General features: G+C 36.4%; 16 protein-coding genes. 2 read left to right on the forward strand and 14 right to left on the reverse strand.

The genetic code is table 11. From position 1 onward, the window contains the following. Positions 1 to 224: 224 nt before the first annotated feature. Positions 225 to 1073, reverse strand: a complete 849-nt coding sequence (locus JCM15457_RS08640) for a YitT family protein (protein WP_051993405.1) — start codon at positions 1071 to 1073, stop codon at positions 225 to 227. Positions 1074 to 1144: 71 nt separating this feature from the next. Further along, positions 1145 to 2266, reverse strand: a complete 1122-nt coding sequence (locus JCM15457_RS08645; RefSeq protein ID WP_051993407.1) for a M24 family metallopeptidase — start codon at positions 2264 to 2266, stop codon at positions 1145 to 1147. Positions 2267 to 2425: 159 nt separating this feature from the next. Between JCM15457_RS08645 and JCM15457_RS08650 the strand changes: the two genes are divergently transcribed. Beyond that, a complete protein-coding gene (locus tag JCM15457_RS08650; RefSeq protein WP_034989337.1) occupies positions 2426 to 3007 on the forward strand; it encodes a TetR/AcrR family transcriptional regulator in 582 nt (193 codons plus the stop codon). A gap of 359 nt (positions 3008 to 3366) precedes the next feature. Beyond that, complete coding sequence (locus JCM15457_RS08655; RefSeq protein ID WP_034989338.1) at positions 3367 to 3579, forward strand: hypothetical protein; 213 nt, start codon at positions 3367 to 3369, stop codon at positions 3577 to 3579. Between the two features lie 11 nt (positions 3580 to 3590). Here JCM15457_RS08655 and JCM15457_RS08660 read toward each other — a convergent pair whose 3' ends face one another. From JCM15457_RS08660 to JCM15457_RS08715, 12 genes are all read right to left on the reverse strand, one after another. Continuing rightward, positions 3591 to 4640: an NAD/NADP-dependent octopine/nopaline dehydrogenase family protein gene (locus JCM15457_RS08660; RefSeq protein ID WP_034989340.1), complete on the reverse strand. Its 1050-nt coding sequence runs from the start codon at positions 4638 to 4640 to the stop codon at positions 3591 to 3593. Positions 4641 to 4656: 16 nt separating this feature from the next. Next, complete coding sequence (locus JCM15457_RS08665) at positions 4657 to 5391, reverse strand: amino acid ABC transporter ATP-binding protein (RefSeq protein ID WP_034989342.1); 735 nt, start codon at positions 5389 to 5391, stop codon at positions 4657 to 4659. A gap of 9 nt (positions 5392 to 5400) precedes the next feature. Further along, complete coding sequence (locus JCM15457_RS08670) at positions 5401 to 6276, reverse strand: transporter substrate-binding domain-containing protein (RefSeq protein ID WP_034989532.1); 876 nt, start codon at positions 6274 to 6276, stop codon at positions 5401 to 5403. Beyond that, positions 6276 to 6959, reverse strand: a complete 684-nt coding sequence (locus JCM15457_RS08675) for an amino acid ABC transporter permease (RefSeq protein ID WP_034989344.1) — start codon at positions 6957 to 6959, stop codon at positions 6276 to 6278. The genes JCM15457_RS08670 and JCM15457_RS08675 overlap by 1 nt, the downstream gene beginning before the upstream one ends. Then, entirely contained in the window at positions 6956 to 7633 is a 678-nt protein-coding gene (locus tag JCM15457_RS08680) for an amino acid ABC transporter permease (RefSeq protein ID WP_034989533.1), read from the reverse strand. Before JCM15457_RS08680 ends, JCM15457_RS08675 begins: the two co-directional genes overlap by 4 nt. A 535-nt stretch (positions 7634 to 8168) precedes the next feature. Further along, positions 8169 to 8921: a ChbG/HpnK family deacetylase gene (locus JCM15457_RS08685; protein WP_034989345.1), complete on the reverse strand. Its 753-nt coding sequence runs from the start codon at positions 8919 to 8921 to the stop codon at positions 8169 to 8171. Next, the gene (locus JCM15457_RS08690) at positions 8902 to 10380 is read right to left on the reverse strand and encodes a PTS transporter subunit EIIC (RefSeq protein ID WP_034989347.1); all 1479 of its coding nucleotides are present in this window, start codon (positions 10378 to 10380) and stop codon (positions 8902 to 8904) included. The genes JCM15457_RS08685 and JCM15457_RS08690 overlap by 20 nt, the downstream gene beginning before the upstream one ends. A gap of 3 nt (positions 10381 to 10383) precedes the next feature. Continuing rightward, entirely contained in the window at positions 10384 to 11226 is an 843-nt protein-coding gene (locus tag JCM15457_RS08695; protein WP_034989349.1) for a PRD domain-containing protein, read from the reverse strand. A 34-nt stretch (positions 11227 to 11260) separates the two neighbouring features. Further along, on the reverse strand, positions 11261 to 11743 hold the full coding sequence (locus JCM15457_RS08700; RefSeq protein ID WP_034989353.1) for a PTS sugar transporter subunit IIA: 483 nt from the start codon (positions 11741 to 11743) through the stop codon (positions 11261 to 11263). A gap of 305 nt (positions 11744 to 12048) precedes the next feature. Next, positions 12049 to 12618, reverse strand: coding sequence for a helix-turn-helix domain-containing protein (locus JCM15457_RS11725; protein ID WP_051993411.1), 570 nt, complete (start codon positions 12616 to 12618; stop codon positions 12049 to 12051). A 10-nt stretch (positions 12619 to 12628) separates the two neighbouring features. After that, positions 12629 to 13132 (reverse strand): CPBP family intramembrane glutamic endopeptidase, encoded by a 504-nt coding sequence (locus JCM15457_RS08710; protein ID WP_034989356.1) that lies wholly within the window; start codon positions 13130 to 13132, stop codon positions 12629 to 12631. After that, a complete protein-coding gene (locus JCM15457_RS08715; protein ID WP_034989359.1) occupies positions 13101 to 13781 on the reverse strand; it encodes a hypothetical protein in 681 nt (226 codons plus the stop codon). Before JCM15457_RS08715 ends, JCM15457_RS08710 begins: the two co-directional genes overlap by 32 nt. Positions 13782 to 13848: the final 67 nt, after the last annotated feature.

Raw genomic sequence — 13848 nt, forward strand, 5'->3', positions numbered from 1 at the left:
CATCCTCTTTTTAGTTTATCCAGAAAATCGGTTATTGCTTTTAATCACTTAACTAAAAGAAACAAAACCCCGCGAAATAGTGGGGTTTTGTTTCTTTTTGATTAATGCTCTTAAATTAAGCTGTGACCATGTTAACTCTTACTGCTATGGGCTCTCTTAAATGATGCTTCAACTTAAAAGAAATCTGTTATACTTGCAGCAATAAATGAACAATGTTATCCAAGCTAAAACCTGCGAATGTAGTTTCCACTGACAAAATCGGTAGTTTGAACACTTATGAAAGCGGCTGGATCACCGTCAAGAATAATCTTCTTCAAAAATGATATTTCGTTTTTCTGAATCAGCATTAGTATCATATCAGTTTCTTGATCAGCATAGATCCCTCTGCCGGAGAATAACGTTGCGCCATGACTGTAATTCCGCAATTTTTGTGTCAGAATCGCTGGTTGTTTAGTGAAAACAACCAAAGTCACATTCTTTTGCTGGATATAGATTTTATCCATCACATAGCTAGTTACAATCATACTGATCAAGCTATAGACTGTTCCTGGAATGCCGAAAAAGATGGCTGTTATTCCCAAAATGATACCATTCATAAGCGTGTTTACGAAACCAATATCTTTGTGATACTTTTGCTGAATGAAACTGACAATAACATCAGTTCCTCCCGTGGAAAAACTGTTACGAAAACATAGGCCAATACCAACACCTATGATGACACTCCCCACAATTGTATTAGTTAAACGCTCGTGCAGAATAGAAACTTCAGGAATAAGGCCTAGGAAAATGACATTTGAGACAACGGCTGTTAAAGAAAATAGTGTGTAATTCCAGCCAAACAAAACCAAGGACAAAATAACCAATGGTACATTGAGGATGATTACTAGGTTGCTAATACTCACATTGACTTGGATAAACTTCAACAAACTATTTAACAGCTGTGCAATACCTGGAACACCGATAGAATACGCGTGGGCTGAACTTAAAAATAAATTAATCCCTATCGCTGATAGCAATCCATAAATTATGGCAACTAATAACTTACGGATATTAGAGAAAATATGTTTATCCACTTTTCAGTTTTCCTTCCGTAACGATGGTAAAACGACTGTAAGTTCGCTTGCTTACGGTCGTTTCCAATCAATTATTTCAAAATCAGATCCTTGAGTTCTGTTGGGGCCTGTGTCAGTAAACGGTAACCGTCCTTCGTTATTACCGCAGTATCTGAGTGGCGATAGCCGCCCTGATTTTCAAAGTAAATAGCTGGTTCTACAGAAACAACCATGTTTTCTTGCAGTGTCTCATCGTTTCCTAAGGATAGTGTCGGCCATTCATGATTATTCAAACCGATTCCATGACCTGGGCGATGCAAAATACGGTTAGAGACCCCTTCTGCTTCGAAGTAGTCATCTACTATTCTTTCAATATCGCTTGCTTTAGTTCCAGGTTTTAGATTCTCCAAGAAAAGCTTTCTTGCCGTCATCATCTGCTCAAAATGTTTTATTTCTTCATCAGTTGGCTCTTCAACGAAAAATGTCCGTTCACATTCAGCGGCATACCCTTGAAGATTGAAAAGTGCGATATCAATATTGGGACCTGCTCCAAGTGTGGAATTGACATCAGGAATACTATGCGGCATAAAACTATATTTAGCCGGCCAAACTGCATTTATCGTGCGATTTTCCAGACTAAAGTTCTTTGCTAGCTCTTCCGCACCGACTTTCATTGCAATTGAATAAGTATCCATTACTTTTGTACCTGCACGCGATATTTTTAATGTTTGCTGTACTACCTTGCTGCAGATGTCTGAAACATACTGTAGTTTGTCTAATTCGTACGCGCTCTTAACCATTCGTTGATTTTGAACAAAAAACCCGGTTTCCCAGTTAATATCCGGTGTAAATTTCGTTATAAGCAGCTCGCCATTACTTTCGATTCCAACTCGCGCTAGAGGAGCAAGATATTTTGTTAGCACATCATACCAATTTTTCCCATCCTTGGAAGTAACGTCGAAGTAGTTATCCATATCATAGTCAAAATATGAGACAGTAAAATGGTCAACCTCTAGTTGAGGGACAATAAATAATGGTTTTCTGTCAGGATAAGCAATGAATATGAATGGTCGCTGTTCAGGTTTATAATTGATATTTGTAAAGTACCAAATATCTTCTTGATCAGTAATAACGTAGGCATCTAAATCAGCCTGTTTTAGATTATCTTGCAAGCTAGTTAGTCGTTCTTTTAATTCCTGTTCTAAGTTCTGCATGACGATACTCCCTTTACACATTATTGAAATACATATATCTTTGAATTTCAACGTCATGATAATGCTGATCAGAATTTAAAACAACACGCAAAGTCAATCAAAGAGTAGGTTTTCAAACGTTTTACCACTAATAGTAGGAAAAATAGATGGAGGTTATGTATGACTACTGATATTCGAGTAAAAAAAACGCGCCGGAACATCATTCATACTTTTTTAGAGCTTCTTAGCAAAATGCCTTTTAAAAAAATAACAGTTGCTAAGATTTATTCCGAAGCTGAAATTGCTAAGTCAACTTTCTACGATCATTTTAAGGACAAGTATGATTTATTAGAACAAATCATTCAGTCGTTGAGCAATGATTTTTCTTCTGAAATAAGGCAGAAATTTAACAAATTCAATAATGAAACTATTTTAGAAGCACTAACAAATATTTTTCTAAACCTGACGCAAAACTCAGCTGAACTAAAGGCGCTGCTAGATCTACATGAAACCCCTACTACCTTAGAAACTGAGCTCAGACAAATCACTTTTGAAACTTGTAGAGAATATCTGCAGCATCAGGAATTGAATGGTCAGTTTTCAATTGACTTTCTAGCACATTTTTATAGTGAATTATCGCTTACTTCTATTCGCTTTGCATTGAACAATGCTGCTAACCCTGACTGGGTGCAACAGCAAACAAAGCTAATGAGTATGCTACAGCGAGAACTGCGCTCAAAGATATCTTCCAATCAGCTTTAATCCTTTTTTCTCTGTACAACAGAGAAAAAGATAAATTTTGAGTGCCAATTTGAAATCGGTAAGTAAAGTAAATCCCTTAATAGGAAATGAGGCTCAGTTAAACGGAACAAACATAATAAAATTAGCTCTGTAAAACCAAATCAGTTTTACAGAGCTTCTTTGAATTATAGTGGAATGTGTGGAGCCAAAGATCGCGTATACTCTCTTGAACTTCGAGTCCGTAATCATAAAACCGATTACCGTCATTATTCTCAGTAATTCTGTTTTAGGCATGTTGGTCTTCGAGACCGTGTTTAGCAAATTAAAATAATCAAAAATAAACCCAGAATAGTTCTACTAAATAATTTAGGAGATGTTCATTGGAAAAGTATGACATTATTGGAGTTGGTGTCTCGATGAAAAAAAGCAGCTATACCACTTATCATCAAAGTGGTTCGATTCTAACAGTCTTATATTGCTATTTTCAATTTCAATCAGCGAGAGATTCTGTTATATTTACACTCATTAGTCGTGTTCACTACGTTCTGGCTTCCACAGATCCAACCTTCTTCACAATTGTCATTGCCAGCTAAGTTTGCTCTGCTTATGGCTGGTTTAAAACCAAATCTATATTTTTTTTGCTTATAAAACTGAGATCTGCCTTCTCCTGTTCCTCAAGCACACTATGTGTAAAAGCCGCTAACAGTTCGGCATTTCTAACTCCAACATCCAGCTCACTGCCCAATTTCACTAATGGGTCTATTCCAAAGGGAAGATCCTCTACTATAAAGCGTGAATTAAAAGATTTAGGTGCTTGTAGGTTTTTATAGGTCCCCAGTGTTGAAAACAAAGTTGGTAAATCGGGGAATTCTCGCCCCCACTGTTCTGAAAGTTGAGCAACGATCGTATTGTACGGGATGCCTAGTTCTTTCGCTAATGCCCTTCTTTCAGAATCTATCTTCATAATAAAATTTGCAACTTTAGGTGTTAATCCATCAACTAAAATAGAAAAATTATCCTGTCTCTCGATCCTTGCTAAATTAAAAATCACAGCCGGAACATGGATAATAGGATTCAGCGATGTTAACGAGGTAGCTATAATATTCCGCGCAACTTCAATACTCGTATATAACTTTTTGAACAGCGTTACTACTTTTTCACTTGCTCTTTTTTCCAGATTAAAAACAGAAAGCGTAACTAGTTCTTTGATCTGCTTTATTTCAAGATGATTCCGGTCTTTGAACTCCGCAACATAGGGCATCCCAGATGTTTCCCCGATTTCTAAGTGTAGTTTGCCAATGCTATCTTGGCCCAAATACGAAATAGCCTCTAACGCACCCCAGTTTCCATTCAAAAAAATTATGCTTTGCTGAGAGGATAATAATGAAGCGATGTTTTTGAGTACATCATTGTGAGCATTAGCCCATGTTGCAACAAAAACTATATCTGCATTTGCTACGGCTGCTGTCAGATTAGATGTAGTTTTAACTCTGTATCGTCCTGCCAAAATGCCAGTAACTTCAAGTTTATTATTCGAAAAAAAATCTGCTTTTTGCCTACTTCGAGAGTATACAACTACCTCATATTTTTCTTTTAGTAGGTGCACAGCTAAGGCATAACCCGTTTTCCCAGCACCAATAACAACTGCCTTCATCACCCAATCCCCTTCACTAATTATTTTTTAGAAATTCTTTTAATTCAGCGGTTTGCGGTTCATTAAAAAAATAATTTGCTGAATTACTTTCAATTACTTTCCCCTTCGCTAGAAAAATGCATTTAGTTGCAACTTTCTCTGCAAATTCCAGATGATGAGTCACGATAATCATCGTCTGTTTCTTTTTTTGCAATTCCAAAATGTCAGCTGTTATCGTCCCTACTAATGCTGGATCCAATGAGCTAGTAGGTTCATCAAACAATATAATTTTTGGAGCTAAGGCTTCAGCTCGGGCAATGCCGATCCTTTGCTGTTGTCCACCTGATAATTCTGCAGGATATAAATTCGCCTTACCTTTAAGCTCCATCTGCTGTAGCAGTGTTTGCGCAACTTCATAAGCTGTTTTTCTAGCTATTTTTTTACCATATATCAATGGTTCCATTATATTTTCAATGGCAGTTTTGTTGTTGAATAGTGCGTAGTTCTGAAAAACCATTGCAAGGCGACTCCTTATAAAGCCTATGTCCGCTTTATCTAGGCTGTCATAATTTATTTTTCTTTCATCGAAAAGCAGCGAACCCTTATCCGGTTTTTCAAGTAAGTTAAGAGACCTCAACAAGGTCGTTTTTCCCGCGCCGCTTTTTCCAAGTATGACTAGTGTGTCACCGCTGTTTATCGAAAAATTCACATCTGCAAGAATTTTTTCAGCATTAAACTTTTTTTCTAGACCTGTAACTTTTAATAACGCCATTTTATCAACCTACTTACTGCTTGCGTATGATTTAGTCACATCAGTGTAGCTTTGACTTGCCTTGGTGTATGGATTGCTGCCAAACCATTTTTTGGAAAGTTTACTTAAAGTCCCATTTTTTCTCAACTTACTAAGTTCTTTATCTACGTCCCTGCGCAATTCAGCATTATCTGAGCTCTTATGGTAATAGTATACAGTTGGGAATGTTGCAATTGATTTCGACAACTTCAAAGGTTCATGCAGTTTCTTTTGTGCAGTATCAAAATTGGTCCTTGGATACAAAATAGCATCATACTGCTTATTTGCTATATCCTTAAATTGGTCAGCTGTATCAACAAAGCCTGATGTTTTCACATTAACTTTATATTTAGGGTTCTTTTTATTCCAATTTTTGATGATGTCATATCTTGGGTCAGCTACGTCAATAGGTTCTAACTTTCCATTTGATTTCGATAACGATTTTAAATCATTTATCTTATTATCTTTTTCTCTAACTACCAACCTCAAGTCACTTAAAAACGATGCTTGATGGGAGTAGTAATAAGTCTTAGCTCTTTCTTTTGAATAGTAGTAATTTCCCACTGCTAAATCGTACTTGCCTGACTGTAATCCTACAAAAACAGAGTTTGCATCAGTTAACTGATATTGAAACTTATACTTGTCTTTGAGATCCTTTTGAACGTACTTCAACACGTCACCGTTATAACCTGATAGTTTGTCTTTGCTTTTCAAAATCTGATAAGGTTGTGAAGCTGATGGGCCCACAACTTGCACTGTGCGTGGCGCATCTGCGGCAGCCACTGTCTCAGTGTTCTGTCTTGAGAAAAACGCTACTGCTGCAGTTACCCCCACTAACGTTGCTAAAAATATTTTACTTTTCTTTATCATAATCTGACTTCCTCTCCCTTAAAATTCAGCTTATTAATTATAAATTTGAAACCTATGTTCACGATTATATATATCGCGATATATATCACCCACGCTGCAAAATATGCGGGAATATATTGATAAGTCATTGAGCCTACTAATATACTTTTTCCGGTAATTTCTAACAATCCTATGTTATATATTATGGCTGTTCCTTTGATGATATCCATCACCGTGTTAAAAACGTTCGGTAAGGCAAAGAATGCGGCTTGCGGCAGAATAATTCGCTTCAATGCCGACCATTTGCTGAGATTGGACGCAAGTGCAGCTTCCATTTGTAGTTTCCCCACAGAAAAGTACGCTGAACGGAAACTCTCACCAAAATACGCGCTGGAAAACAGGCTTAATGCAAAAACAGCAATTATACTTTTAGGAACACGAATCCCCTGCTCTGCGACTAACCCTGCCGTTAAATTCGGCAAAGCATAATAGCAAACATACAACACCACGATCATCGGAACTGAACGTGCAAATGACAGATAAATCTGGACTACCAAACTTAAAACAGGTATCTTTTTAATTCTTATATAACTAACCACCCCCCCTCCTAAAATTCCAACTATGATCGACCATGCGGCTATATACAACGTCTGTAAAGCGTTTGGAACTATTTGACCAAGGTCTGTCCAAAACAAACTCATCTTACGCCACCCCATTTCTTCTTGCTACCGAACCATTCAATCAACTCTTGAATCAGAACACACGTTATCCAATAGAATATAGAAAGAACTATAAACACGGTCAGCTGATTTTTGCCGAAAGAAGCTTGGGCAGTGATTTGTGCTTGCTGATACAAATCTGTAATGCCAATGACGTACACATATGCCGAATTCTTTACAACTGTTATCAATGTATTCCCTATGTTGGGCAGTGCAGCAAAGAAAACCTGCGGTCCAATTATTCGCCTTAAGGCTTGAAATCTGTTTAACTGCAATGCTGCACAAGCATCATATTGTGATTGCGGAATCGAAACGTATGACGAGCGCAAATTTTCTGAAAAATACGCGCTGTTTTCTAAGGCAATCGCAATAATTGCAAATAGATTTTTAGGCCAACTTTCAATGTTTAAGCCGAAAAATGAAAAAAGAAGTGGAAAGCCATAGAAAACCAACATTAGTAGCAGCAAAACTGGCGTTGCTCGCATAACACTAATAAAACCAAAATAAATCTTAGATATAACCTTACTTCTCGAAAAATGTATCAACGAGAATAAAAAGCCCATAACAAACGTTGCAATTATTGAATAACCAATAATTGTTAATGTTGTTCCTAAAGATGGTAATAAACTCTCAAAAACTTTAAATACTACGGTCATAAATCCTTCAGCCTTTCTCCCAATATAAAAAATCCTCGCCCCTGTCATAAAACAGGGGCGAGGATTTTCTCACGGTACCACCCAAATTTCTTATCAAATTTTCATTCGATAACTCATAAGCACACTTATATATGCTCAGAACGGTAACGTGTCCCGACGTAAGTTATGCTTCCACATACCTTAAGCTCCAAGTTCATCTTCAATCATCTTTCCAACTATGTTGCTTTCACCAAATTATGCAACATTCTCTTCGGATATACTCGACAATCTACTCTTCTTTTCAACGCATTAATATTAAATGTGATTTTAATTAAATCATGATATATAGAATACCGTATCAGTATTAAAACTGTCAAGCATAATTTTTATCTTTTAGCCATAATTATTTTTTGGTAAATTTAAAAAACTAAAATAACATTGATTTTTATTTGTTAAAAAGCTGAAAAGTGTGTCTTAATCACCTTTTACCTTGTGGTACAATTCTCATCAAGCTTATTTTTAATGAAACTTGCACTGAATAAACATTCAATGTTATCTAAACTATTTTACTCAGTTTCAATAATTGTATCTTTGCTTTTTCTAAATCAGCCTTGACCTTCGGGCTGCAAAGCATTTCAACTTCCTTGGTTCTTGCTATAGTCAGTGAAGAGTTCGCTAAAAGATAGCTGTCTAAATATCCTGGGTGGCAAATAATCATCGGAATCTTACTTGATGAGCTTAACTTAAATGCTTTTTTCATAGTTTCAAAGGGATCATAGTGCAAAGACATGCTTTCCATCAGCGGATACAATTGGCTTTTTTTAAAATCCAATCGCTCGGTTCCACCAGAAAAACCCAGAAATGGTACATTATGGAGCCTAGCAACCAACTGCAAGCCCTTAATAAAATTGCTGCTTGCTACTGCATGCCCCCCTAAGAAGACTGGTTTGCTTCCGGTCAATTCAACAAATTTTTGATATTGGGCTTCGATCTCAAGAACAACTTCATCAAACACAACAAAATCTGTAGTCGCATTACGATAGGTTTTAGATGTTTTAAACATTCCGTCTTTTGTCGTAAGACTTGGAACCAAATCAGGAGCTGTTATTGGTTTGCCTGTACAAATAACGGTGTGCAGTCCTAAATCCGCCTTTGTGTTTCTGACCAATTCAATACCGTGTTCGGAAAACTGGGTATTTACCATAACGCAGACATTATTTACTATTCCGTTAACAATAGATTCGTAGATTCCATAATTAACTGCTTTAGAATAACCTAGATCATCTGCCCTAATAATTAACTTTTTCAAGTTTTCCCCCTCTTTTCATTTTCCGTTTGAAATTAAAGTGCAGTTTGTGCTCTGTATCAAGCCCCAATATATAAGTTGCAAGTGCAGCCACTGCGAAGGCAATTATCCCGCTTAGTATTCCATTAACAACATTGATTGTTGTTCCTCCAACATATCTCGAAAGTGCAAGAAAATTGGCAATCGGTACAAGAACATATGCAGTAAGATGTGTCGCCCCTGCATACAAGCCTCCGCAAAAACCGCCAATCATCATCCCGATAAACGGTTTTTTGTAACGAATCGCAACACCATATAAAGCAGGCTCTGTGACTCCGCCGATAATTCCAGCAACCAAGTAACTGAAAGCTAATGAACGTTCTTCCTTGTTTTTTAAACGTAGGGCCGCTCCTAAGCACATTCCCGAAACGGATAAACTTGCTGCTGCCGAACCTAAACTAACAAAATTATCATATCCATTTTGAGCAAATAAAAGCATCATTGCGCTTATCATCACTAAATGCATCCCAGTAATAACCAACAGCTCCCAAAAAGCACCAGTAAGAGCAATGCCGATAATTGCAGGCACCCCGCCCATACGACCAAACGCTAAGATTCCGTTGCAAATATAATTTCCCAGGAAACCACCTAAGGGGCCTATGAAGCACAAACTGATTGGCAACATTACCAAAATTGTTAAAGTGGGAGCAAAAACAGTTCTGATAGACGCATGGATTTTCTTGTTGAAAAATTTTTCAATGTACGACATAATCCATACCGAAAGTAGTATAGGGACTACCGTACTAGAATAATTTACCAATTGCATGGGAATTCCAAAAACCGTGAAAGCTCTTTTGGCGTTTACTATATTTATTAAATTTGGATCAAGCATGATTGCGCCCAAAAACATTCCTAAAATTGGTGAAGTCTTAAATTGTTTGGCCGAGGTGTACCCAATTATAATTGGGAAAAAGTAAAAACCTGCATTTCCCGCAAAAGAAAATAATTTATAAATATCACTGTTGGCAGAAATTATGTTAAACATGTTTGGTCCGAGAACAGCGACAAGCATTTTAAACATTGAAGCTGCGACAAGCATTGGAATAATCGGTGTCAAACTGCCTGCTATTTTATTAAGGATCGCTGAACCAACAGTTTTCCATGTTTTCTTTTCCTTCGCAGTATTTTGCCTATTTTCTTCAACCACTGGTTTATCTTGCGTTAAATCACCAGCTGCGACAACTTCATCATAAACTTCATTAACTGTCTGTCCTATAACAACCTGATATTGTCCCCCTGCCCGCATCACTCCAAGGACACCCTTGATTTTTTTAACTTCATCATCGTTAGGAGAACTCATATCTTTAAGATTGAAGCGTAGTCTGGTCATACAGTGTGTTACACTAGCTACATTCGCCGCCCCTCCTACTTCTTTTAAAATTTCAACACCCATTTTTTTGAATTCGTCTTTTCTTTTTTTCATGACTTACTCCTTTGTATTCAATGATTTTACGACTATCCTTTTGACATAAATCATTAGATAAAATAATTCATCGTCTGTACTTTTGTTATTTAATACGTCATCGATCATTGCCACTATTTGTTTCGTACATTCATATATCCTCGGAGATTCTTGTTTAAAAGCTTGTATAATTGCTTGACTAGCTTCATCAACTATTTGCTTGTTTTCTGCAATGCGGATCAAATAATAACGCAAATGCATTATAAAGCGGTTGTATGAAAACTCATTTTGATCAATCGTTATTTGAAAATAGTTTTCAATAATGACGATAGTTTTCTCGGATATTAAATTAAAAGTATCACTCGTTATGGATGTTATGTTGGCGGCTTGTGAATTAATAAAGTGCATCGCGATGGCTGTACTTTCACTTTCAGGCAAGTTCACATCTAACTGCTTTTTAACTAGCCCCAGTGCCATTTTTCCAATTTCAAATTCCTTAGGATAAAGCTGCTTTACATCATAAGAAAAGGGCAGGTTCATTTCTCTATATTTTTTTTGCCGAATAATTGCAAAGTTTATATGATCTGCCAAACTGAAGATCACGTTTGGATTCAACTCACGGGCAAGCACTTTTTGAGCTCTATTTACTATTTGCGCACTAATCTCGAAGATGTTTTCTGGTATTTCTTTCAATAATTGAAAATTATGCGTATCTAAACGATAGAATGTCATCGTTATTTTCCTCATGTCTTTTATTTCATATGGCATCCTGCAAAAACCAATTCCTTTTCCGAATGCCACCAGTTCATCACCATTGTTATCTACGCAAACAGCAACATTATTATTGATCTTTTTTACCGCTTTCATTTTTTATCACTTCCTTTACTTTCAATTGAATTTCCTACCCTCTTAATAAAACACTTTTGCTGGAAACTGCTGTACCGAAGTCTTCTGTCAACGTAATTTCTTTGTCATATCCACCGGTAAATATAGTCATAACTGTCATATCGAGCTTTTGTTTGCTCATGAAAGCTTCATCAAACTCTAGTAAAGCATCACCTGCATTAAGCTTTTGCTGTTGTTTAACAAATGTTTTAAATCCTTTTCCATTTAGCTGAACTGTATCAATGCCGACATGTATCAGAACATCAACTCCTCCTTCTGTTGTAATTCCTACTGCATGCTTGGATTCTGGTAACGACACTACAGTCCCATCAACCGGTGAGAAAATTGTCGAGACACCTTTAGCAGGTTTGACAGCAAAACCATCGCCCATCATTTTTGTCGAAAACACCTGATCATTTACATCTTCCAATCTTGTTAACACTCCGGCTATTGGACAAACTACTTCTAAGGCTTTATTCTTTTTTAAAAAATTAAACATTTTTTCCCTCCTAAATAAAAAACTCTCCAAGACACTACCACAAAAATGCTACAGCCAACCTGCACATTTTCACGGTAATGCCTCAAAGAGTTACAATCCGTTCTTTATTTGATTACGTTTACATTATAAAGTGCTCAGCCAAAATAGGCAAGCTTTTTTTGTATGCGCTTTTCAATTCGTTTAGAATCCCTTGTGCTAGTCGTATCATAAGGGATTAGTATTAGATGAACATTATTATTTATCTTATTTTACGGCATCCAAAACTAGTTGTTATATAATAACAACACATTTAATAAACAATTGGTTTAATTTTTTTTGATAGTTGTATATCTAATAGTTTTGAGCGTGTATTTGACATAACTTTTAGCCATTCTGTACAATAACTTATGTACAAAAAGCATTACATAAATAAAAAATAACCCAACCAAAAAAGTTAGTACGTAGAAAAACACCTCAACTGCGCCCTCTGGATGATAACTGAACAAAACAAAATGTAGCTCCCCGATATTAAATAGCCACATATAGGCCGCATAAAGAGGTCCTAAAATAAGACAGCCAGAAATCATCCAACCTATTAGTAAAACAAGCAAAGTTCCCAGTCCAATAGTTGCTATCAAGAAAAAATCAAACACAATATTCCCTAAAATAGCAAAAAAATTAATTCTTTTTTCAGTAATTGAGCCTTGTCCAATTAATTCAGATATTGGTACCTTGTACAAGACAGATAAATCATGTAAAACTGTTAAAGAAGGTTCACGCGCACCTGTTTCCCAACGAGAAACTGTTTGACGTGTGACAAATAAAGAGTTCGCCACCGCCTGCTGGGTCAGACCCATAGCTTCACGCGCGCACCTTAATTGTTTGTGTATTTCCACAATTTGCCTCCTAAATGTGGTTGAGTGGCACTGGAACTATATTCTCCTTTTTCTGTAAGTAATAATACTTGTCAAACAGATATTTAGCAATAATAGTAAACGCCGTTCCCACAAATAAAGCAACAACTATTCCCGAAATACCAGGGATTGATAAATTTGACTCTTGGCTAATAAAATTTTCGCCAATATCCCACAATGAATGTAAAAGAATAACAATCCATAGACGCTTAGTAATTAAATAGATGACACCCCACAAGATTCCCATGGCTGCAACATCAAGTGCAATCGCACTTGATGTTGCGAGTGATTCTCCAACAAAAACACCACTAATATGTGCTAATCCAAAAACACCCCCTTGAAGAACAAGCGCTTTCCACACACCTTTTTTATCGTTACGACACAATTTCAAAAAAGCCTCTAAAATGAGAACACGCGCCACCATTTCTTCAATCAGTCCAGCATATATTCCAATTAAACTACCTTTAACTGTCAGTTGCCAAGTATTTACCCGCATCAAAACACAACAGAATGATATGGAAAAATATAATAATAAGCCACAAGCCTAGTGAAAAATTTTGGCTTAGTGAATTAATAGCGGTTTGACGGTTAACTCGTATCTGTTTATTAATTAATTTAATACCTAGTACGATTGCAGCTATTACGCTGCCGACAAAACGAACCGTACTTGATCCTGTGGCAAAGCTATTGATCAAAGCAATAGAAATTCCATTAAAAAAGCCACTAACTATTAAAAGAACTAGAACACTTTGAAAGAAAACAAAAAAATGATTATTGCCAAAATGAAATGACCAAAAATGAACCAATGGACAACAAAAAAGAACTACCACAACAACCGCTACAGGTGTTTGTATCAATTTAATCCCGTTAGTCTGTAGAGGGATTAACAATAAATTCCAAGAAATAATAACCAAAATAAAATTAAAAAAGTTAGCTGTTTCAGATTTATATCGTCGCGTATACCAATTTTTATGTTTGAAAATATTGAATTTCATTCCAAACACCAATATATAAGTCATTCCGAACATCCCCAATATGCTTACGCCGGAGTATGGTCGCAAAACTATAGCTATACTTGAAAATATAACAGCAGTAATTTCGGTTAATGTGTATGCTAACGACCAATACAATGTTTTTTTCTTCATAGTAAAACCACCCCAATAATATTTTTAGAAATCGAATAACTCTTATCACAATTAAAAGGGTAGTTTC

The organism is Liquorilactobacillus sucicola DSM 21376 = JCM 15457, assembly GCF_000612445.1.
Lineage (GTDB): Bacteria > Bacillota > Bacilli > Lactobacillales > Lactobacillaceae > Liquorilactobacillus > Liquorilactobacillus sucicola.